The 23,535-nt window shown below is 53.1% G+C and carries 19 protein-coding genes; 3 read left to right on the forward strand and 16 right to left on the reverse strand.

The window, feature by feature from the left end:
* Positions 1-343: 343 nt before the first annotated feature.
* From BI364_RS11650 to BI364_RS11720, 16 genes are all read right to left on the reverse strand, one after another.
* The gene (locus BI364_RS11650) at positions 344-1,477 is read right to left on the reverse strand and encodes a prenyltransferase/squalene oxidase repeat-containing protein (RefSeq protein WP_070078881.1); all 1,134 of its coding nucleotides are present in this window, start codon (positions 1,475-1,477) and stop codon (positions 344-346) included.
* Between the two features lie 73 nt (positions 1,478-1,550).
* Positions 1,551-2,681, reverse strand: coding sequence for a carboxylate--amine ligase (locus BI364_RS11655; RefSeq protein ID WP_156782739.1), 1,131 nt, complete (start codon positions 2,679-2,681; stop codon positions 1,551-1,553).
* A complete protein-coding gene (locus tag BI364_RS11660) occupies positions 2,678-3,859 on the reverse strand; it encodes a glycosyltransferase family 4 protein (RefSeq protein ID WP_070078883.1) in 1,182 nt (393 codons plus the stop codon). Before BI364_RS11660 ends, BI364_RS11655 begins: the two co-directional genes overlap by 4 nt.
* Positions 3,856-5,070, reverse strand: a complete 1,215-nt coding sequence (locus BI364_RS11665; protein ID WP_070078884.1) for a glycosyltransferase family 4 protein — start codon at positions 5,068-5,070, stop codon at positions 3,856-3,858. The genes BI364_RS11660 and BI364_RS11665 overlap by 4 nt, the downstream gene beginning before the upstream one ends.
* A gap of 9 nt (positions 5,071-5,079) precedes the next feature.
* Positions 5,080-5,739, reverse strand: coding sequence for a sulfotransferase (locus BI364_RS11670; protein WP_083251354.1), 660 nt, complete (start codon positions 5,737-5,739; stop codon positions 5,080-5,082).
* A gap of 37 nt (positions 5,740-5,776) precedes the next feature.
* A complete protein-coding gene (locus BI364_RS11675; RefSeq protein ID WP_070078886.1) occupies positions 5,777-7,717 on the reverse strand; it encodes an XrtA/PEP-CTERM system amidotransferase in 1,941 nt (646 codons plus the stop codon).
* Positions 7,718-7,719: 2 nt separating this feature from the next.
* Complete coding sequence (locus BI364_RS11680) at positions 7,720-8,934, reverse strand: TIGR03088 family PEP-CTERM/XrtA system glycosyltransferase (protein WP_070078887.1); 1,215 nt, start codon at positions 8,932-8,934, stop codon at positions 7,720-7,722.
* Positions 8,931-10,442 carry an exosortase A gene (gene xrtA / locus BI364_RS11685; RefSeq protein ID WP_083251355.1) on the reverse strand — a complete coding sequence of 504 codons (1,512 nt, stop codon included), beginning with the start codon at positions 10,440-10,442 and terminating at the stop codon, positions 8,931-8,933. The genes BI364_RS11680 and xrtA overlap by 4 nt, the downstream gene beginning before the upstream one ends.
* 30 nt (positions 10,443-10,472) lie before the next feature.
* Positions 10,473-11,705 carry a TIGR03087 family PEP-CTERM/XrtA system glycosyltransferase gene (locus BI364_RS11690; RefSeq protein ID WP_070078889.1) on the reverse strand — a complete coding sequence of 411 codons (1,233 nt, stop codon included), beginning with the start codon at positions 11,703-11,705 and terminating at the stop codon, positions 10,473-10,475.
* Complete coding sequence (locus tag BI364_RS11695) at positions 11,705-12,727, reverse strand: FemAB family XrtA/PEP-CTERM system-associated protein (protein ID WP_070078890.1); 1,023 nt, start codon at positions 12,725-12,727, stop codon at positions 11,705-11,707. The genes BI364_RS11690 and BI364_RS11695 overlap by 1 nt, the downstream gene beginning before the upstream one ends.
* Before the next feature lie 53 nt (positions 12,728-12,780).
* Entirely contained in the window at positions 12,781-13,608 is an 828-nt protein-coding gene (locus BI364_RS17505) for an XrtA system polysaccharide deacetylase (RefSeq protein WP_083251357.1), read from the reverse strand.
* A gap of 86 nt (positions 13,609-13,694) precedes the next feature.
* Entirely contained in the window at positions 13,695-14,795 is a 1,101-nt protein-coding gene (locus BI364_RS11700) for an ExeA family protein (protein ID WP_070078891.1), read from the reverse strand.
* Positions 14,796-14,815: 20 nt separating this feature from the next.
* A complete protein-coding gene (locus tag BI364_RS17510) occupies positions 14,816-16,489 on the reverse strand; it encodes a TIGR03016 family PEP-CTERM system-associated outer membrane protein (protein ID WP_197495693.1) in 1,674 nt (557 codons plus the stop codon).
* Positions 16,479-17,411 (reverse strand): nucleotide-binding protein, encoded by a 933-nt coding sequence (locus tag BI364_RS11710; protein WP_070078893.1) that lies wholly within the window; start codon positions 17,409-17,411, stop codon positions 16,479-16,481. Before BI364_RS11710 ends, BI364_RS17510 begins: the two co-directional genes overlap by 11 nt.
* Positions 17,408-18,973 (reverse strand): XrtA system polysaccharide chain length determinant, encoded by a 1,566-nt coding sequence (locus tag BI364_RS11715; RefSeq protein WP_070078894.1) that lies wholly within the window; start codon positions 18,971-18,973, stop codon positions 17,408-17,410. Before BI364_RS11715 ends, BI364_RS11710 begins: the two co-directional genes overlap by 4 nt.
* A gap of 167 nt (positions 18,974-19,140) precedes the next feature.
* The gene (locus BI364_RS11720) at positions 19,141-19,755 is read right to left on the reverse strand and encodes an XrtA/PEP-CTERM system exopolysaccharide export protein (protein ID WP_070078895.1); all 615 of its coding nucleotides are present in this window, start codon (positions 19,753-19,755) and stop codon (positions 19,141-19,143) included.
* Between the two features lie 314 nt (positions 19,756-20,069).
* Between BI364_RS11720 and BI364_RS11725 the strand changes: the two genes are divergently transcribed.
* From BI364_RS11725 to BI364_RS11740, 3 genes are all read left to right on the forward strand, one after another.
* Positions 20,070-21,824 (forward strand): autotransporter assembly complex protein TamA, encoded by a 1,755-nt coding sequence (locus BI364_RS11725; RefSeq protein ID WP_070078896.1) that lies wholly within the window; start codon positions 20,070-20,072, stop codon positions 21,822-21,824.
* The gene (locus BI364_RS11730) at positions 21,821-22,267 is read left to right on the forward strand and encodes a hypothetical protein (RefSeq protein WP_070078897.1); all 447 of its coding nucleotides are present in this window, start codon (positions 21,821-21,823) and stop codon (positions 22,265-22,267) included. The genes BI364_RS11725 and BI364_RS11730 overlap by 4 nt, the downstream gene beginning before the upstream one ends.
* A 66-nt stretch (positions 22,268-22,333) precedes the next feature.
* Positions 22,334-23,508 (forward strand): IS3 family transposase gene (locus BI364_RS11740; RefSeq protein ID WP_233279505.1). Its coding sequence is split into 2 segments (ribosomal slippage): positions 22,334-22,604 and positions 22,604-23,508, totalling 1,176 coding nucleotides; the frame shifts between segments, so codons are not numbered across the junction.
* The last annotated feature ends 27 nt before the right edge of the window (positions 23,509-23,535 follow it).

The following is a 23,535-nucleotide window of genomic DNA, read 5'->3' on the forward strand; positions in this document are numbered from 1 at the left end:
TCGGTAGCGCATATGGCCACCATCGAACGGGTGTGAGCCCTTAGCGCCAGCCCACACAGCAGAATCTGATGAAAGCAAATTGATCTCCCTGAGACAAAAATTGATCGCTCTGCCCGCATATCGGTGCATATCAGGTCCCCTACCCAATCCGCCAGTCGCAGCCGAATGATGGCCAATTGCACATTCTCTTGATACGGTCCATTTTACGCTGACGCACCCCTTGCTACCGATCAACCTACTGAACCGTGAAGAATGCGAACAGATGAGGAGCGCGGACGAAGCGCTATCCGTCCCCAGCTCTCCTGCCGGGGCTTCCCGCGCAAACTGATAAGTAAACGCAGCATCAGCCGATGCTTGCCGGATTGTCATGCAACATCAGCGCGTCGGCAAAAAACTTGGCGGCCCAGTTCGGATAGCGGTAGCGCATATAGCCTCCATCCAAGGGGTGCGAACCTTTGACGCCTCCGCGAATACCGAGGTTGGCGTTGTTCAAGTCCATCAGGCTCAGATTAAAGTTGATCGCCCTGTCCGCTGCGGCGGTCAATGCCGGCTCGCCGACGAGCTCCGCCAACCGCAACCAGATAACCGCCATTTGCGCATTCCCGGTTACGCAACTCCAGGACACGCTGGCGCGCCATTGACGGTCCAGCCGCCCCGGCAAGGCGCCGTCAGGGCGCTGCGCCTTGGCCACGGCTTTTGCCGCACGGACCGCGAAATCCATGCCCCGCGCATCGCCGGCTGCAACCGATACCTCGAGTATGCCGCGCAGGGCGTATGCGATCGTATGCGTCAGCGGATGCTCATTGTCCTCAAGGCAATTATTCGGCAACCAGCCATTGGCTTCCGCCTGTGTCAATGCCCAGGCGACATTTCGCTGCGCCGCAAGCAAATACCGTCCGTCTCCGATCACCTTCGCTGCCACCGCCAAGCCATAGGCCGTCCTGGTGTTGTAGGTATTGAGCCTATGCGACGCAAAGGGTGAAGCGAATCGACGCCAAGCGCCGTCGTCGTCCTGCGCATCCACCAACCAATCGGATGCGCGAACGAGTGAATCCTGGTAACGGGGTTCTTGCGTCTCCTCGAAGGCCCTCGCCCAACCGAACAATACCTGGCCCGTATTGAAGATGGCCGGGACAACCGTGGATGCATCCATCGTTCCGGCACGCACGCCTCCGTCGGACAATTGAATCTCCGTTTCCCAATCGGCCATGCGTATGGCACGGTCACGGAATTCGGTTCGCCCGGAATGTTCTGCATAATTGAATAATGTCGGAATGATGTAACCCGTGGTTTCCGGATATGCGCCCGCCCAGTGACGCTTTTGAAGGTCATAGTTCGCACACACACCACCACAACCGCTTTCATCCTGGGCCCGGCCGAGCCAATCGGCGATGGCGTCAAGTGCCAATCTGGCTCTCGGGGCGCGAGCGCGCGGCAGCAGGCGATCCTTCCACGCCAGCAAGCATGCGTGCGTCATTTTGTTTTACATGCCGGGTTGAATCGATTGCGAAGCGCGACGCGCTTGCGTGCTAACCGCTGCGCTTGCGCGATCAGCCAGGGCCGCGGATCATCGAGACGCCACAAGGCATCCCGGACCGCACCATGTTTAACCGGCCAACCCTGCACGACTTGATCGGGGTGCTCGGAGGACTGCTGGTCGGCCTGCTGGTCGCGCCAGATGATCGGCGCGTTTGAAGCACACTTCTGTGATGGCAATGCCGCCCCCGCGCCGAACAATAGTAGGCGTAAGGCAGATTCATCCCATTCAAGGTTGCCACTTCCTCCTGATAATCGGTACGCCCCACGGTCGGTTCGATGGCGACAAATTCGCCTGTTGTCGCATGCCGTTTGTACTCCATGCTAGCTAGACCGCACATCTCGACCCGCGTGAAAAAGTTTGCCGTGATCGCGGACAGCTCCGCGCATTCGGGTGCGGCTATGCACGACGCCGTACCACCGACGTTGGGTGGCCATGAACGAATTTTTCGGCCGACGAAGCTGGCTTCTATTTGGCCATTGACCGCCAACTGCTGCAAACAGAAATAAATATCGGAATCATTCCCAGGAATCCATTCCTGTACAACCACGTCGGGTAACACATCGAGAATACGGCCGAGCAATTCACGCGCCGTGTTGGCATCCTCCACGCGGTAGGCCTTGCGGAATCGCTGCTCATAGGCCGGTGCATGCACCGCCGGCTTGATGATCAACGGGCAAGTCAACGCAAGCGCTGTGTCGACATCGGCCGCCTCGCGCACCTGCACGGTCCTGGGGACGCGTAAGCCCGTCTGCGCGGCAAGACGATCGAATCCTGCCTTATGCATCAGGGTATCGAGGATGCCTGCCGGCGGTAGTAGAAAACGGAACAAGGGGCTCAGTATCGCCTGGGCGGACCCCACAGTACGCACCGTCTGCTCCTGCGTCAGCACCAGCACCGGTTTTGGGCCGGCCAATCGTGTTTGAGCCAGCACCTGCAAATCGCGGATCAGCGGATCACCCTGCAGTGCGGCGATCTTCAGCGGGTGAGCATAACGCGTACGCATCTCTGGGCGCTTCGTGTCGGTGTCTGCCAGATACACCGGCACGCCGAGCATTCCCAGACTGCGCGCGACGCCGAGCCCGTTGAAACCGCTACCGAGCACCAAGGCCGGCACGGGGCCGCCCATCACTTCCCGATTCACGGCCGCTCCCCGGTCTGTCCCTTGGCGCGGGTTTTAAGCAAGTCTTCGGCGATCTCCAAAACACGTCTGGCGTTCGTTCGCCATGTCAGTCCCTGCTCACTGATGGTACTCGCCGCCGCTTCGCCGAGGCGCTGGCGCAACGCCGCGTCGTTGGCCAATCGTAAGATCGCATCCGTCCTCGTCTGTGGCTGTTCGGGATCAAACAACAGCGCATTGCGTTCGTTTGTTAGAATTTCGAGAATATTCTCGCTGGCAGGGGCCACGATGGCGCAACCCGCAGCCAGATATTCAAACAATTTGAGTGGTGATGCATAGGGGACTACCGCCGGTTGTAATGCCACGTCGAAGGCCACCACGTAAGTAGGCACCTGTTCCCGCTCGATCACCCCGGTGAACGTAATTCGATTACTCAGTCCCAGCTCGCGCGCACGGGATTCCAGTGGCGCCCGCGCCGGGCCATCACCCACCAGCAGGAGGTGCAGATTCAAATCAGGGTATTCGACCATCAGATCGAGAATGCCATCCAAACCATGCCATTCGCGCACGAAACCGGTAAATCCCAGTACCAGGCGTCCGTTTAGCCCCAGCTGACGCTTAGCCTCCTCGCGGCTCGGCAATCCGGCGAACTGCTCCGGTTCTATGCCATTGGGGGTCACCGTAATCCGCGTATCAGCGACAGCCTCGCGTGCAATGCGCCGCGCCAATACCCCGGTCACGGTCAATACATGATCCGCGCCACGCCAGACATGGCGCTCGCTCCATCTAGCCAATTGATGCAGCGCGATCCCGTCGTAGCGGCCACGCTCATCGAGAAGCGGGGCATTGACTTCAAGCAGCAGCGGGAGCGCATACCGTTGCTGGGCCCAGACCCCAGAAACAAATAACAGGTTATAGCGCTCGTAAATCACATCCGGCCGATGCTCGGCGATCGCACGACGCAATTTCCAGTAATCCAGTACGCTGTAGGTCAACTCAAGTAATTCGTAGAACGCGCGCGGCAACCGTTTCTTCAGCTGCGAGATGAGGCCAGATTCTCCGCCGAAGGACTGATTGTCGACTGCGCCCGGCCCCACCACCACCACCTCGGCACCCTCCTGCTCGAGCGCATGCACCATCTCAGCGATGTGCACAAATTGCCCGTCCTTCGAGCCGATTCGGTGGTGATATAACACTTTCATCCGAGCGTCTCCGAGCTATCGCAGATATGCTGGAACAGCTTAAGCTGTCCGGCACTTGTTTCGTCCCAACCAAAACGCAGTGCATAAGCCCTGACGTCATCACGAGCGGGAGGCGCCGCAAGTACCTCGGCGACGAGAGATGCCAGCGTCTCGGCATCGCGTGAGGGCGCCACTCGGCCAGCGACCGCTTCAACGAGCACCTCGCTCACGCCTTCTGCATTACAGGCGACCACGGGCGTCCCGCAGGCCAATGATTCGAGTACCACATTCGGCATGCCTTCGCGGCTGGAGGCCAGCACCGAGACGTCCGCCGCGCTGAAATAGCGTGGCAGATGCTCATGCGCGATCGGGCCGAGAAAACGCACGCGCGCAGACAACCCCGCTTCCGCAACCTGCCGCAGCAATCCCGCCTTGAGTGGCCCCTCACCCGCAATCAACAGCGTCGCCGATTCGAGTCGGCGCATGGCGTCAATCGTGATGTGATGTCCTTTACGCTCGATCAACCCGCCGACAGACAACACCACCGCCCCCTCAAGACCGAGCTCGTTTCGTAATGTTGTCCTCGCTTCGGGTTCTGGTCGGAAGACGTCCAGATCGACGCCGTTACGCAGTACGGTAATACGTTCGCGCGCGACCCCTAAATTCACCAGATGCTCGGCAAGCGCCTTGGACACCGAAATGATGCCTCGTGCGCGTGAGGCTGCCCAGCGAATCTGCTGTCTTGGCAGCCAGTACTGTGGAATCCAGTTTACATCGGTGCCCCGTGCGGTCACCACGACCGGTTTGCCTAGCTGCTTCCCCAGCCAAACGGCAGCCACACCATCGGGATAGAAATAGTGCGCATCGATCAAATCGAAGCCACCCTCGCGTGACGCAAGTTTGCGTAATACCGGCAACAATGCTCTGGCCATCAGCCAGGGCGCAACACTCATACCGATCTTGGGCAACACCGGATAACGCGGATGCAAAACGCGTATCCCCTGCCTGAATTCCTCTGATGGCACCGCTGCGAACCGCGCATAGTGCCCAAATCGCGGGTGAGTCCATGGAAACCAGGGCACCGGCGCCAGCACCGTGACCGTGACCGACACCCCGCCACTGGCCACCAAATGTCGCAAGCGCTCCTCGACGAATACGCCATGACGCGGTTGCGCTGCATTGGGATACAGGCTTGAGAAACTCAGGATTCTGATCGTCCTTGCGGCATCCATGAGATCGAATTAGCCGGTCACGTCGGCGGCGAACCCTTTCTCGCCGAGCGGACTTTGAGCCACCAGACTCAAACCGTGTCGACGCCGGGCAGGCCCGGTCGCCAACAGCATCTCCAGTAAGCCGTAATCGTCACTGGAGGGTCGATTATCGACGAGGGTACGGGCCGCCTCACCGCGCAACACCGAGGCGATGTGGTCGCACGGGTGACGCAGTAGATGAATCGCAACCGCATCCTTGAGGACATCGAGCAGGATACCCCATCGCCCCAGCGACTCGGCGCTTGTCCAGACAATTCGCCCATGCCCACGACGCTCGGCACGGGGCAAAAATGGCACAGGGAAACCACTGCTCACACGTCCGACAAATTTGGCACCCAGGATGCCGGCACGCTTCAGTGCAAAGGCTGGCGCGAAGCGATAATCCTTTGGGACTAGCGGCATTTTGCCAACAATCTTGGACTTGCGCATGTTCGGCATATCAGTGAACAACGGATGAATTTCTGCGCTATCAACGTCGGCATCCGCCAGCGCCGGAAACAAGGGCATTGACAAGCGCCGCACGCTATCAGGCTCATGCCGGTCAAGCGTTTGCGGGTGGCTATCCAAAATCTTGCCCATCCAGGTGGTCCCTGAACGTGTCAATCCAAACAGTGAAATTGGCGGCATCATATAACCCTAGTCCTTGATCGAACGCCCATCACGTCGCTTAAACTAACGGGCGCGCAAGCGTGTCGTGCGATGCCGTATAGGCCGGATAACGTACCAGATGCTCCAATGAACTGTTCAGCATCAACAAACTCCACAGCACGGTGCCGTGGTCACTCATGCCCGTATGATGTTCACGCCAGACGCATCGTATCTCATCCATATCGAACAAGCCTGAATCCGCCAGCGCAGAATTTTGAAGAACCTTTTCGAAAGGTTCCGTCAGGGGGCCCCGGAACCATTGTTTCAGCGGCACGGAAAACCCCTGCTTACGTCGATAGATAATCTCGCTCGGCAGATCGCGTTCCAATGCACGCTTGAGAAGATACTTGCTCTCGCCCCGATGAATCTTGCGAGCGGTCGGCAACGACATGCCCCATTCGACCACACGATGGTCAAGCAGCGGTACGCGTACCTCCAGGGCATGCGCCATGCTCGCGCGATCGACCTTGGTGAGAATGTCTCCAGGCAACCAGGTTTTGAGATCGAGATACTGGGCAATTCGCAACGGGTCGTCCGTCGTGGCATGCCGTGCATGTTCACGGAACAGCTCCAATGCGCTATAGCCCTGTAGTTCGCTGCGAAAGCGCGTGCTATAAAGCCGCTGGCGCACGGTGTGAGGCGTCGCGGATACCGTGTGAAAATAGGCCTCGACCGTGTCCCGCGCCAAGGCCTGCAACGTGGTCTTCGCACGTAAAGCTTGAGGCGCCCAGTCCGCCTTCGGATACCATCGCCCGAGTGTCCCAAACAGGCGTTTTCGCAACCCCAGTGGTAGCAGCTCGCGCACACGACTTTCACTCAGGTGCAAGCGGTAACGACGGTAGCCGCCGAATATTTCGTCACCACCATCGCCAGACAGTGCCACCTTGACACGCCGCCGCGCGAGCTCGCAGACCGCGTAGGTCGGCAGTGCAGAACTATCTGCGAAAGGTGCGTCGTAAACCTCCGCCAGGCGATCGAACATTTCATGACCGGCCGCGTGCACGATAAGTTCGTCATGATCCGTCGAGAAGTGTTTCGCCACCTGACGAGAATAAGGCGATTCATCGTAAGCTGGGTCATCAAAACCAATCGCACAAGTCTGCACGGCGCTAGGCATCGTCTCGGACATCAGTGCGACCACCGCACTGGAATCCACACCGCCGGAAAGAAAGGCGCCAAGCGGCACGTCTGCAATCAGGCGTAGACGCACGGCATCGGCCAGACGCTCGCGCAGTGATTCCATCAGCGATTGCTCGTCGCCATCATGCTGCTTGCTCAGATCGACATCCCAATACCGCTGAGCGACCGGCTGCATCTCTCCTGGCCGGAAACAAAGCGTATGCCCGGCCGGCAATGTATTCACCTGTTTGAGAATAGAGCGCGGATCAGGCACATAACCCAGTGCCAGATATTCCTCGATAGCCAGTGGATCGAGGTCGCGCGCCAATCCAGGATGTACGAGCAACGCCTTGAGTTCTGATCCGAATATGAAATCGCCTTCTCGGGTAAAACCGTAATACAGCGGCTTGATACCCAGACGGTCTCGCACCAGATGCAGCTCGCGTGTTTCATTGTCCCATAATGCAAAGGCGAACATCCCGATGAAACGGTCGATACAGGCACGGCCCCATGCGCGCCAGGCCTGCAGGAGCACCTCGGTATCCGAATGGCCCTCAAAGGAGTAGCCCAATTCACTGAGTTCCTGCATCAGCTCTCGGAAATTGTAGATCTCACCGTTATAGCTCAGTACCCAGCGGCCTTCACCACCGACCATCGGTTGGCGACCATGCGTTAAATCGATGATGGAAAGCCTACGATGAACGATACCGATGCCGACGCCTGTATAGATACCCGCCTGATCCGGGCCACGATGTGCGAGTGATTGCCCCATGCACTCAAGAAGTGCTCGATCAGGAATATGATCGAACGCGCCGCACACGATACCTGCGATTCCGCACACGTCTACGACACCCCTCTGTGATCAACCCTAGTCGGTCTGAAATTCAGTACATTGCCGTACAGCCTGCGATATTGTTCCACCATCGCGTCAAGTGAAAATTCCGACCGCATCCGTAGACGACCCGCGGCACCATGCGCCCGCGCGAGCTTGATATCGCGCCAGTAACACGACATCGAATCGGCCAAGGCATTGACATCCCCCACCTCGACCAACATTCCCGTCTCAGCGTCGACAACAACTTCTGGATTACCACCGACACGGCTCGCAATGACCGGCAGCGCACTTGCCATGGCCTCAAGCACAGCGATCGATACACCTTCGTTCTCAGAAGGCAGTGCAAACACATCAAAAGAGGCAAGCAATTCAGGCACATCCGTTCGGGCGCCGGTGAGTAGCACCGCGTGCTCGAGTTGCCTCGCGCGGATCAAACGCTCAAGTCGAGGACGTTCTGGACCTTCACCGACGATGAGCAAGCGAATTTTGCCATTTTCATCATGACACTCAATCAGGCGAGCAAACGCCTCTATAAGCGTCGTCTGCGCCTTGACCGGATCGAGTCTGGCGACCGTCCCAATCACAAAATCATCCATAGCCAAGCCGAGAGATTCTCGGGTACTGTTTCTCACTGATTGATCGTGTATAAATCGACTAGGATCGACGCCGTTGTGGATACAGACGAGTTTTTTTGCCTTGATCTCGACCACATCACGAAGCCATAACTCCAGATCTCGGGATACCGCCACAAATCGATCGACGAACGGGCGCATCAATTTTCGCAGCCTGATATATTTCGTCGGAACGGCTTCCTTCCCCACTAACCAGCCATGCTCAGAATGCACGACTCGGCATCCTGCCAGACGCGCGATCGGCGCCATATCCAGCGCAGGCAAATTATAGGTATTCACCAGCGCGGGACTTAACCGACGCAGATACTTAAACAAACGCCAATAGCTGGGTAAATCTTTCCCTGCACGCTTGTTCAGCGTGTAGACAACAACGTCTTCAGACTGAATACGATCCCTGAAATCCGTATAGCCAGCAAGACAAATTACCGCATGTCGATAATCAACATTGCCCATCCGATTGATCAAATTGACTAATACGGTTTCCATGCCACCGAAATCCAGTCGATACACAACGTGCGCAATTAATGGCCGCTGATCTGGCGATACGGCTGAGCCGACATCAATAACAGGTGCAGGTCCAGGTGGATTCATCCACTCAAACCCTGACTCGGATACGCCGTGCCAGAATGGTTTCCTGCCCAATACGCTTTGGTAAATGCCAGGAGCGCGGCTTCAGCAGATTTTGAATCGGCGCGCACCGGTGCAGACAAGATGATCAATCGGGTCACAATGGGCTTACCAAGAACGAAATTCTCCAACTGCAATAACTTAACTGCAATCAATCCAGAAGCAGACACGCCGTTCACTTCATACCAATACCACATCAGGCGGTGCGCATTGCTACTGATCAACCAAGTTTGATGAACGGAGTACGGAATAGGAATACCTGATAGCGCATCATGTGATCTTTGTTGGACTGACCACTGGGTGCTGTCGTAACGGCGATTCCCGATCATGAAAAGCTTATGATCATGCATGGGTCTTCCCGCATAATCCACGGCCACAAGATTTACGTTGATAACTCCATCGCCATAGGTAGACATGACGACTTGATCCGGACGTTTAAATCGTGCGCCGAGTGGATTTGCCTGCGTCAAAAGCACATGCCAACCGTCGAATTTCGTGTTGATCATTGGCCGAGTCGCCGGTGACTTAGCAGCATAAGTCGATAACCAGATCATTCCGGGCCCACACAATAAAAACACAGCACCCAACGGCAATGCTTTCAATATGGATGATCGCCTTCCAAAATAGACGGGGAACTGCACTGTGGCAAACTCTAGTGGTGACTCTCGCCAGAACCAACCGGCACCGAACAGAAGAACCAGCACAGTCCCAAAGAATTGCCAGCCGAATATCAAGTGATCAGTGCCACTGGCATACTCGACGCCAAATACCTCACCGATAACCACAGTAAAGTAAACCCTCAAACTATTGGCTACGATTGGGACCACGAATGCCGCGACCATGAATGCCGCACGACGACGCCAACTGGTATAAAATAAATTCGCGTATAATGCCCCCAATGCAAGGGAAGCCAGGAAAAACTTAATACCGCTACAGGCATCGGCCACATGCCAGGTTGCAACCTCAGTTTCAATTAAAACGCCATGCAGATAGGCGACATACCCAGTATGTTGCAGTAACCAGACACTCATCGCCGCCGTGATATGCTGCAAAATAGTCGTGACATGCGCTACGGGCCATGGGAATCCAAAAAACAGATATAACAGGGGAAAGATCAGTGCGCGAAAGACACTGGTGCCATAAACGGTCAAAACAAGTGCAGGCAAAAGCGCAATTACCGAAAACTGCTGCACCAGTTGCACACCAATAATCGTACCTACCGCCCACATCAGACTAAAAACCAAGACCAACAGGGCACCATAACCACTCACATGGAATGACAAACCCTGCGTCACGGTTCGGCGCAGGTAAATCAGGAAAACACTGATGGGCAATATAAAAAAAGCATATTGAAAAGTGCCGTCACCACTCCAAACGCCAACCATTCTCGATAGCGTCTCCCAAAACAACGCAAGATATATCAGTATCAGCGTCCCCAATACGAAGTGCGATCTGACTCTATCGATTTGCATGACGTTCACTCTACTCGCTGTCGAAGCACATCAAACCGCACGGCGCGTATCGCTAAGGGATACGCCTTCATCACCGATTAGCGCATGGACAAGCTTATCGATCGAAGCGGGCCAATGAAACCGATCCGCAATCGTCTGTCGTCGATCGTCAGCGAGCCCATCACCCGTCTGTAGATAGAATAAAACCGCATTGGCAAACTCATGTGACATATTGCTTCGACTCCCGAATGTACTCGAGAAGGCGCCAATTCCCTCCCAGGCGGCAGAAGTACCCACCACAGGCTTTCCCATCGCCAAGGCTTCAAGCACCTTGTTCTGTATGCCTCTGGCAACACGTAATGGTGCACATATCGCGTTGGCATGTGCCAGGTATGGGCGCACATCGGGTACGCGCCCGGTCACGGTCACACCCGACAACTGATTCAAAGCGCTAACCGCAGAAACAGGCTTTTGTCCGACCACATAGAATTTCGCGGAGGGCAGTTGATCGATCACTAAGGGCCAGACATGTCTGCAAAACCAGACGACGCCATCCACATTGGCCTGATAGTTCATCGCGCCGGTGAACACCAGATTCGCATCATCGGTCACAAATGGATTTTCATATACGAGATCCGGGTCAAAGTAATCCACATCAACACCATTGGTGATTGCATGGATCCGATTCGAATACTGCGGGTTGCGATCACGAAACAATTCCGCTTCGTCTTCAGACACCAAAACAGAGGCATCATACAATGCTGCCAAAGCACGCTCTTCTGTCGCGAGTGTGCGCGCTTCGCGTTTGTAGATCATGCGCATTGGAAAAGGTGCCTGACTGGCGTATTGACGCCATTTCTCCGAATCCATGTCGACAAAATCCATGACTCGCCGCATTAAACGAGGGGATGCCGACAAACCATAGCGACCCATTGCAGATGAAAATGCGTAAACAAATCCAATATCATTATTTTCAATAGTCATGGATACCCAGCGCGCAAAGCCCGAATGCTCATAACGCGATAGAGAAAGGGGGGCACCCGATATCGCTGCGGGCAAACCACGCAACTGACCCAACCAAGGATTTACGACAGGCAAGTAAACACTAGCGCAATATTCACGCAATTTATCTATATATTGAATATCTTCACGATCATCAATAAAAGCACCCAGATGGATCCTGAAGTGTTTGGACAGCCCATCCAAAACATGAAATGAACGGATCTTGTCTCCCTTATCGGGAGGATAAGGGATTCTGTGCGCCAGAAACAACAAGTCCCGCATTAACCCAGACTCCTCGCGAGCGGAGGGCCCATCACTTGACTGACCGACAACGGTAATTTTTTCCATATTTTTATAAAATAAATATATTTCTTATTAACAGGACTCACATCAGGCATTTCATCAATTTTAATAAGATCATATTGATAATGTAATGGTTGTGGGACAAAACCCCAATGCATTTTGTACTTATAGGATCCGGAATCAAGCTTACTACGGCCAAAGTCGAACACACGAACACCCTTGTCGACCGCGTGTCGCATAAGTTCCCAGTACATCAAATCATAAGCCTTCAAATCACGGGCAGCCGAACTCCCACCGCCGTAATATGGCAAAACCTCATCACGGAAATAAAAACTCATAACAGAACTGACCGGCACACCCAGATGCCTAACCGTGAAAATCTCAACTTCTCCCGGAAACACATCCATCAATATCTGAGTGTAGCGCTTTGAAAAAACGGGCGTGCCCAGATTGCGAACGCTTTCAGAATAAACCCGATAGAAATCGTCTACATTAGCATCCACACCAACCTCAAGATTGGCATTCAATCCTTTACGAATAACGGCGCGTTGTTTTCTCGGTATGGATTTCATATTTTCATCATGTGATTCGGATAACGCTCGGCGGAAGGTTACATATAACGCTTTTGTAGGCCAATCCTTTTGGGTAGAGTTTATTTGACGCAACTCCATATATTCAACACCCATTCTTCGTGCCATTTCGCTAGCATTTTCGAGTAACGCGTCCGACGTCTCGGAATCGACTGCCAACACGCCGCCATAAACACAAAATGGGGTCGATATGAGCGCATCATGAAATAATCGGCTTTTGATTCTCGCCAATGGCAACACACCCACCACGGCACCCTCACGCTCAGCTAGCAGGTAGTAGCTTTTATGGTTGAATGCGCGCTCAAGTACATCACGCCAGCCGAATTTGTGAAAAAAAGTCGCCTCCGGGTGGCCGGCGACGAACCGGTCCCACGGCGCACGATCTGATTCAATAACCAACCTGACATTCATCTCATACAACGCTCAGAAATGATCACGAGAAAACCATCACAAACACGCCATCATCACTGACGCGCAATCAATGGGGCAAAAACGCGATCCATTCGGTCCCATGTGAAATCAGACGCCAATCGCGTAAGCCGGTCTTCCATTCGCGTTAAATTCAAATAGTGTCTGAATCGGCTTCTCTTATTCAGTCCGCTGATACGAGGCTGATTTGGATCAATTTCCCAGGGATGAAAATAGAATACAGCTGCTTGATGATCATAGTTATTAACGCGCCTGATAGCCCATCGACTAAATACATATGGGTAAAGCCGAAAATAACCGCCGCCACCACAAGGGAATTTCTTTCCAAAAGCATTGACCGTTGTAACGGGGATCTCAATCAGATTATGCTCTCTGGGTTTGAAAGCGAATCGAGGCGCCTCGGGCATTCCATAATGATCGTGTTTGATTGGATAGATACTTGAACTATACGTAAATCCAGCTGAAGCCAATTCATCAAGGGCCCATAAGTTGTCTCTACCAATCGAATAACTGGGTGCGCGGTAACCCAACACTGCTTGCCCTGAAATAGCCTCCAATAATTGCTTGGACTGTGCTACATCTGCGCGAAACCGCTTGGGATCAAAATTGGTCACACGCTGGTGATTCATGCCATGGCTTGCAATTTCATGACCGGCTTCTGATATCTTTACAACCATGGAGGGTAGACGCGTAGCAAGCCAGCCGAGCGTAAAGAAGGTGGCCTTGACATCATGATCATCGAATAGCTGAAGGATGCGCTCAACGTTTTTCTCGACTCTAAGCGCGATGTTCGGCCAAGAGTTTCGAAGGACAACATTCTCAAATGCAGAAACCTGAAAATAGTCTTCAACATCCACACTCATTGCATTGACTATTACGTTACTCACTAACCAGACTCCCGATAATCATTTATTGAGGCAATGGATCATCATGCCTATGCGCAAGCCGCTCAGTGATCGATCAGGAGGTCGGAATTTTGAATATGGGATACAATCGTCTCAAGACGCGCTATGCGCATGTGCAGCGCGTCATTTTCAGAACCACTTATTAATAATTCATCGCTTTCGAGATTAGACAATAAATCATGCATGTGAGAGACACCCACAAGCGAGGTAATCAATCGCTCTAGATCAGCGAGCCTTTTACGTAATTCTAATGCATCCTTTACTACATTCTCATCACTTTCCAAGTCATCACGCTTGATGTGCTGCTCGTTTCCATGCTCGGAAGCGTTACGTCCATAGCCAAACTCACTGCCCAGTTCCTGAATAACCGTGCCCATATCATCTTTTGACAGGGCATGTTTCTCTTCCAAATAACCAAACAGTAAAAATCTGTCCATTAAAATATTGATTCGACGAGGTATACCCTGGGACCAATCATGTATTAACGGAAATATGGCTTCATCAAGACTAGGATCATTCGTCCATCCAGCCGTATGCAGTCGGTGATTAATGTATTTAATCGTCTCATCCAAACTCAATGGCTCAAGTTGATGCCAGGCAATGATACGCTGGAACAATTGCTCCATATTTTTTCCGTTCAGAACAGCCCTCAGGTCTGATTGACCAACCAATGCAATCTGAATTAATGCTTTTGCATTAACGCTCAGATTTGTAAGTAATCTGAGCTCTTCCAATGCAGCCGCTGAAAATGTTTGTGCCTCATCTACGATCAGCAGAACACCTTCCGGATAATCCTCACCAAGCGTACGGCTGAGCGCATCTAAATATTCGGCTTTACTAAGATTTTTAGCCGTTAGGCCAAGCGCCGTCGAAACCAAAGGCAGCACATCATCAGCCTCTACATTTGCCGCCGCGATTTTTGCACCATATATCTTATGTTTTGACAGATAATCCAGTATCGTTTGTATGGTGAGTGTTTTTCCGGTGCCAACATCTCCTGTAATGACAATAAACCCCTCACGCTGACCCAATCCGTATATTAAATACGAAAGCGCTCTACGATGCGTCGCGCTCGGAAACAGGAAGCTACTATCGGGCGTCAGCGCAAAAGGGCGCCTTTCCAGTCCAAAATATTCTTCGTACATATCGACGTCACTTCATCCGATTAGAAGGTCGCGTTGATGACGGCCGAAACTGAGTTCGCCACATACCCGCTGACCGGCACATTTGAAGTTCGATTTTGTCGACTCACATCAAACGAAAAAGTTGCGGTAGGCAGCAGATAGTAAGTCCAGCCGATATTGGTGATGTTCAGATAGTCTGCTGGTTGAGCAGATGACGAAAATCGCATTCGATCGAAATCTGCATGCACTTGACTACGTTGTGTCACTGCCCACTGGAGGCCGATATTCCCACCGGTTGTGCGGTATTCGCTAATCGGCCCACTCTGATAAATCTGGCGCTCGTCATACAACTCCAAATTGATCGCACTCCTCGACATCGGATATGTGAATTCCACCTGCGCTCTCTTACTCAGATATACCTGCGTATTCTGTAGTTGGCCATAATTAGCAATCGTCGATATCGCGGGTGCAACAAATGAATTTCCCGTGCCATTCATTCCCATAAGGGATGTCACTGTTGGTATTTCAGAATAGCTTGCTGACAGTTTATAACTTTGTGGTGTATACGCCGCGTCGACCGAATAAGACCTGCCAAAAAACCTATGCCCCACCATTACCTTTAATGAGGCATATTGCTGTTCCCATTTAAATCCGGCGCTCCAATATGGACTTGCATATCTCTTGATGACCCCATTAGCCAAATAATTGTCTTCAATCCCGAACTTGGTTAACACGCGAAACGATTTCAGAAGCTGGTAACCCAATTCAAGCGAAGCATTATCAAAATACTGAAGCGTGCTTAGCCCCGCGTAACTGACTTGTGTGCTACTCCAGTTCGCTACCCATGACCAGTCAGTATTCAGCGTCGGGTTACGCAAATTAAAACTAGCACCCTCACTGGTCGAGTTATGTAACGACGGCACGCTATACACGACATGGCCATATGTATACCGAAGTGTCGCCAGGCCAAGTGATCCAAGGCTTTGTTGCCAGTACGGACTGACATATGAGTCCCATATATTGGTGCGGTTTGCTGTCGTCGAAAAAACATTATTTGTGGAATAAGTCTGCAATGGATTGATTACGGCCTGCCCATATTGTGTATTAGCATCAATATAAAGATGGCCCGGATATAATTCTCCTAATACACGGCCATTAAATTGGCTGTAGATTTTGTTATCGGGCGGATTTTCCCAATATTTGATCGCTTGGGCTGTGTAATCAAAATTCGCAAACACACGACTCCCCGTCGTACAACCAGAAAGTTTCGGCGTCAATATTGTGGCATTATCGGATTTGGCAAACCCATTTGGTGCGAGATTGATATTGTCCGAATAAACTTGTGATAGTGCCATTGAAGGCTGTAGGTACCCTGATAACGCCGGTGGCGAAACGTTACCACTTAGCAGGTCTTGCGTTGCCGCCAAACTATTCTGCTGATAGCTTGGCACACAACTCCCCATCCCCCCACCGATACCTGGTGAATTGCCGCCATATGCTTGTGTATAGCGACCCAATCCGTCACCGCCAAAACCCGCAACTCCAGCCGCCATCGCATGATTTATCAGTAACATCTGAGTCAACAATACAAACAACGCGACCGATATCTGATGGGCGATGCATTGAGGTGATTGATAAAAAAAACGAACATTCCCAAGAATGCTATCGCGAGCCCCGCATATAACATTCGCTGATGCTTCGCGACTATGCATCATATTTGTATCCATATTGGTATTTATTGTATGGATCTCCATGTGATTTTTGTATTTGATTTAAGATAAAACTGATGGATTTTTTCCGATCCAACGGGTGCAACGCAGCCGTGATGGCATTGCGCTGCGTGACGCCACTTTTTACAACAATCAATATTTGGCCTACTGCCTCAGAAAGAATCACCGCTTCTGGTGTGCCGAGCAAGGGGGTTGTGTCAAATATCAGTATCCGAGGACGGCTCGCCGTCAGCTTAGTCAGCAACTGTTCCATTCTGTTGCCTGACAGCAATTCAGGACCCGTTGGCGTTCTGGTTCCATTCGGCACAAAAAACAGCCTTTCAATATCCGTGCGGACGACGATTTCGCTAGCCGACGGGCCTTTAGGGGCCAAAGCATCAAGAAGGCCTAGCCGCTCTGAAAGTCCGAGTAATTTAGTCAATGTCTGACGTACATTATCGGCATCGATAAGGATGACCTCAGAATCTTGCTCTTGCGCCAAACTTCTTGCCAGATTGAATGCGGTAAATGTTTTTCCTTCGCCTTCCAATGAACTAGTGATCATGATTCTTTCGCCCTGGCTGACTTTCATCGCGCCACGACCTGTGATGTTTGATAATAAAGGACGCTTTATTCGCCTATATTCCTGCTCAAGCATATCTCGCATCCCGTCTGGCGGTATCAAACCATTTTGCGCAAGCGACTGCAGATTCAATTTAAATATGAGTTCAGGTTGGCCAATTGCATCTGATTTATCTTGATAGCTCTGGATTTTTTCGCCTGCCAACGCAGGCGTCGATTTTAGATTTTCATGACCCGCATCTTTATTGTTTTCTGGCGTCACCATGGATGCCGCCGATACCTCACTGGTTTTCTTTTCCTGTTCTGATCGCTTGATTTTCTCAGCCGCCCTTTCAATGATGCTCACAGCGCGCCCCCCAATAGATGAACTCTAACGAGAATCGCGCCCTCATGTGCAAACAAAACCGCGACAACCGCCGTCATCAGAAATACAACTACGCTTCCGATAAACATCACTGCTTTTTTCTGGTTTCTGCGCGTTATCGAGGGTGTCTCCGCAAGTGGAATCACACCAATAACTGGCATTTCAAAAACTGCTGTCAAGTCTGCCCGCGTCATGAATACAGGTTTTATTTGCGACAATAAGTAGGCGAAGGATAGGCCTCCCGCAAGACCAGCAAACAATGCCAGGAGTGCCATCAGGTGCCGCTTAGGGCCGCTAGGCAATAATGGCTTAGTGGGCGAGTCAATCACCTGAAATTTAAGTGGGTTACCACTGTCTTGCGCGCTTTGGGAAAGTTTTGCCGAGTACAGCCGTGACAGTAGTGAGTCGTACTGTTTTTTCGTGATGTTGTAATTTCTCGTCATTGATTCGAGTTCGGCCTGAACATTGGCCATCTGACCAGCCTTAAGCTTAAATTTTCCTATCAATGCATCAACGAGTTTAATCCTGGTTTTTAACCCATCAATCTCAACTGTGGTCTTGTTATACTGCATGGAAACCTTCTGATACACGGGATCATTGGGATCAAACGAATCTGTTTTCTGATTTTTGAGTTCCTCAACCAATTTATCTCTTTGAATTTTTTCCAGGCGAATTTGGTCCTTTAATGCAATCACGCCAGGATAGGCGCTAGTATACTGGGTCAGCAGATTGCTCAATTTTTGCTGGTCACTCTGTATTTGCGCATCAGAAGATTGAACTCTAGGATCCAATTGCGGGTGCACATGGCTTTTCCCTGTCTTGATGCGATTTATTTGCTGCGCGAGCGTTACTTGTTCTGAAAGCGCCACATCGAGCTTGTTTTCAAGGTTTTCCTTTTCTTGATTTGCCGTTTGTAGTTGACTGATGTAATCGCCACCAGTAGAGGGCATAAGACCGATATTGTGTCTTTTGAAGTCTGCTAGCTTCTGTTCTGCCTGATTCAATTCATTACCGTATGCCGCAAGCTGCTGCTTGAGAAATTTTTGGGCTGTTACCGAATCATCATGCGTAGATCCCAACGCATCTGACATCATGATATTCAAGACCTGCTGCACCACTGCCTGTGCGATTACTGGGTTCGGATTGTCGTACCCAATTGTGTACAAATCGTTTCCGACGCTCCGAATCTCAATACTGTGCATTAGTCTTTCAAGCAATTGATCCTTATCTACCGGCGTCAAACCACCCAGGTCTAAATTCGAGTTTAAGGCAATTTTCTCAAGGTTCTGCCTGCTCAACACCGTTCTTGTTAGTAGCTGCACCTCCTGATTCAAATCTGGCTCAACAACCATGCCGCGGAGCAACGGCCTTAGCATATAGGTCGTATCCACATGGACTTTTGCCTTGGAGTGATATTGATTGGGAAGTGAATACACCACCGCCCATCCAATCAGGGACACGCCCCAGACGATTACCAATCCCTGCCAACGGAAGCGCCAAGCGTTGCGCATTTCTCCCATTAACTTCTCAAAAAGATCTTGCATCGCAATTATCCGATACGTACTTGCAGAAAATGAGTTACACCGGGTCAATCAGCGGCGAACCACCCTTTCAAACCCGGCGGCGCTGATTGACCCACCCCATGGACAGCCGATTTCTTTTGTGAAGTCGGTGCGCCACAAATGACGCCTCCGATTTCGACCAACCGACCTTAGAAAAGTTTTTCCGGAATGATGATCGTATCGCCAGGCTGAAGCGCGGCATTGTCGCGTATGTTTCCGTTAAGCAGATCACCTAACTTGAGTCGATAGACATGCTCCTTCCCATCCACCCGCCGAACCAGTTCGGCACGATTACCCGACGCATAGGGCGTCAAACCGCCCACTGCCGTCAGCGCGTCGAGTAACGTCATACCCGCCCGATAAGGAAGCGCCTGTGGCTTGACTGCCTGCCCCACAATGCGGATATCCGAGTTGTAGGTGCTGTTGAAGCTTCTGACAATGACGGTCACTTCAGGATTGCGCACATATCGACTTAGCACTTTTGCAATCTCAGCACCCAGTTGGGCAGGCGTTTTGCCTTCAGCTGCGATATCTTGGACCAGCGGAATCGATATACGTCCATCTGGGCGAACCGGCACCGTCTCGGAAAGATTCGGTTTACCTGCGACGTAGATCTGCAACTGATCGCCCGTACCGATCCTATATACCGGCACGCTGCTCGCTTCGGGAGCCGATGAGATGGGTGGCAGATTTGAGCACCCGCTGATGAAAAGGATGACGCACATAGAAAATACAACGCCGAACAAACCAAATCTGTTCTTCATTCAGTAGCCCTTGTCTCCGATACACCGCGGTCAAGCTATACGGCTAACCCTGAATAGGGGGTAGCGTCTGCACAATCAGAATTGCTGGAGAATGCCGCCCTAAATCAAGCCCATTCCTCGCCTCAATAGTGGCAGACTCCCAATTCTGGCGCAATCGCCAGAATGACTTCAGGTCTCGCGTCCCGCGGTATCATCATAGTGCATAATTTTTTCTTTGCACTTGCGTGCTATTGCCGCGCTTCACAAACAGATGATTTGCCATGCCAGCAGAGCTGCCAAACATACCCATCCAACGACGAAATCGGGCCACTGTCGTGTCGATCCGGACCAAAGCACGCGGCTTCACCACCGCACTTTTACTCATATTGCTACTTTTTTATGTACAGACCGTGTGGTCGGCGGGTGCTAATAATGTTGAAATCATCGGTCTTTCAGACCCATTGCTTGCCAATGCACAGGCGCATCTGACGAATATCGACCTGGGTTGTAATGCGCCACGGTGGCAGGCAGAAACGACGTTGACACAGGCACATCGCGCGGTACGCACAGCGCTTGAGGCCATGGGTTACTATCAGCCGACCATCGCCTCGACGCTTGAGCGCGTCGGTGCATGCTGGCAGATCCATTTAGACGTGAAGCCCGGCACACCGATCCAAATCACGGCGATTTCACTTATCCTCGCCGGCTCAGGCAAACAAGACAAGGGCCTGCAGGCGTTGATCGCCGACAGTGGGCTACACATTGGACAGGTACTCAACCAAGGTGATTACACCGCGCTCAAGCAACGTCTTGAAGGCTATACGCATGAGCATGGCTACTTCGATGCGCGTTTCACCGAACACCGCATTCTCGTCGACCCGGCAACACACAGTGCTCAAATCAGACTCAGCCTAAACACGGGATCGCGCTACGTTTTTGGCCAGACGATGCTTGACATCCATTCGCTGAACCCCAGCTTGGTCAAAGGCTTTCTGGCCTACCACCCCGGCGAGCCCTATAACGCCAACGCCGTCATTGAAAGTCAAAGTGCCTTGGTGGCCAGTGGTTATTTCGACAGTGTGCGGCTGCAAACACAATCACGGGAACGCGCGCACGGCGAAGTGCCGATGCGCCTGAGCACCACCCCTGCAAGACGCTATCAACTACTTGCAGGCGCTGGCTATTCAACCGACACCGGTCCCGCCCTGAGGCTCGACTTTCGCAACCACCGGGTAAACCGAGCCGGGCATCGCTATGCACTCAATCTGCAATTGGCGCGCATCCAGTCGCAGGCCACCGCACGCTACGAGATTCCGCTGGCCAACCCACGCACGGATTGGCTCACTCTGGAAACTGGCTACCAATACCAGAACACCCTCGCCGCCCAGACGCGGACATGGAAGTTCGGTGCGACCCGCACGCACCTGTTGGCCGACAACTGGCTACGCCGAATTTCGCTTGAATATCTCAACGAAAATTCCACGGTTGCAGGCACGACACTTTCGGGGCACTTCCTGATACCCGGTATCGGTTACAGCCGTACGCTGGCCGACGCACCGATCTACCCACAACGGGGCTGGTCAATCGACGCGCGCCTCCGTGGCGCCGCGCGCAGCGTGATTTCCACCGAGAGCTTCGTACAGGCCAGACTCGATATCCACGCCATTGCACCATTGTTCGGCGGACGCATTCTCACGCGTGCGGCGTTGGGCGCTACCGCCGTGGACAACGTGAGTAGCCTGCCCGCGACGCTACGCTTCTTCGCCGGTGGCGCACGCAGCGTACGCGGCTACGCCTACCAAAGCCTGGGGCCCACCGATGCCCAGGGTGTCATCGTCGGCGGACGCTACCTTGCCGTCGGCAGTCTCGAATACGATCACCACCTGACCGGTCAGTTTTACTGGGCCACGTTCTACGACGTGGGTAATGCCTTCGACACCTGGCCATTCACCCTACGCCGCGGCGTAGGCATCGGGCTGCGCTGGCACTCACCACTGGGGCCGATACGCCTCGACCTCGCGACGCCCCTCAATCCGCTGCCCGGCGCCAGTCGCTTCGTCATTCAAGTCAGCATGGGGCCGGAGCTGTGAAACGCTGGTTATCCAAATTGATTTACGGCGGGCTGCTGAGCTTTGTCATCCTCAGTGCGCTTGTGTACATGCTCATCGGCACCCCTACGGGTACGCGGTGGCTGCTGGATACTGCCGCCCACTTCAGCCATGGCCGCCTCACGATTACCGCGAGTCAAGGCAGTCTGATCGCCGGCCTGCGCATCGACGATTTGCGTTGGCATTCACCCGATCTCGACATCAATGTCGCCCACGCCATCCTGCGTTGGCGACCGTTGGATCTGTTAGCGGGTCGCCTGCACATCGATACCATAGCCGTCACGCACGTTCTCGTCATTCACCGACCGGGACTCGCCCCAGCCCAATCCAGCCCATCGACACTGCCATTGCTGCCGCTTCCGGTGCGTATTGCAAACCTACGCATCCATGATCTCATCGTCGTCAACAGAACTGGACCCACCTGATTGGACAGTGATTGAACGCTGATAAGTGCTTCCTTCATCATGAGCGAGACGCTCTGGAGAGAAGCGATGAGACGGAAAAGACGAAACCATTCGCCTGAGTTCAAGGCCAAGGTAGCGCTTGCAGCGCTACAGGGTGACCTGACGATGGCTGAGTTGGTCAAGAAGTTCGATGTACATGCCAATCAGATCGCGGACTGGAAGAAGCAGCTGCTGAGCAACGCCTCGGATGTGTTCGGCAAGGGCGCACAGAAGGCTGAACAGTCGGCCGAAACCATTGAGCAGTTGCACGCCAAGATCGGCCAGCTGACGATGGAGAATGATTTTTTAGAACGCGGGCTCGAACGGATTCACGGGCCCAGAGGAAAGCAATGATAGATCGTCAGGATCCGCTGCCGGTAAGGCGGCAATGCGCGTTGCTGGACCTGCCGCGCTCGACGTTCTACCGCGTGGCCAAGCCGGTTACAGACGAGGAACTGGAACTCATGGCGCTGATTGATCGCTGCCACCTGAAGTATCCTTTCTATGGCAGCCGACGCATCCACGACTGGTTGGAAGACCAGGGTCACCGCGTAAACCGCAAGCGGGTTCAGCGCCTGATGCGCACGATGGACCTGAGGGCACAGTACCCGAAGCGCAACCTCAGCTTGGCCAATCAGGCGCACAAGGTCTATCCGTACCTGCTGCGGGATCGGGTTATCGACCGCCCGAACCAGGTCTGGGCGACCGACGTGACCTACATCCCGATGGCGCGGGGCTTTGTGTATCTGGTGGCCATCATGGACTGGCACTCGCGCAAGGTGCTCTCCTGGCGCGTATCGAACACGCTCGATGTGAGCTTCTGCGTCGATGCGCTTGAGGAGGCGATCGAGGCCTACGGCGCCCCGGAGATCTTCAATACCGACCAGGGGAGTCAGTTCACGAGCGAGGCGTTCACCGGCGTTCTCAAGCACCATGGCATCCGCATCAGCATGGATGGCAAGGGTCGGTGGGTCGATAACGTGTTCGTCGAGCGCCTGTGGCGCAGCGTGAAATATGAGGAGGTGTATCTGAAGGCCTACGACAATATCGCCGATGCACGAAGGTCACTGGGGCGATACCTGGCCTTCTACAACGCTGAGAGGCGGCACCAGTCACTGGACCGGCGCACCCCGACAGCGTGTACTACGAATCCGCCGCCAGACTGGCGGCATAACCCGAGAGAGCACTTAGCGGGCTGTCCAATTTCCCGGGTCCACTTCTAACGACGGTCATGCCTTCAGACTTTCGCG

This window comes from Acidihalobacter yilgarnensis, from assembly GCF_001753245.1.
Taxonomy (GTDB): Bacteria; Pseudomonadota; Gammaproteobacteria; order DSM-5130; family Acidihalobacteraceae; genus Acidihalobacter; species Acidihalobacter yilgarnensis.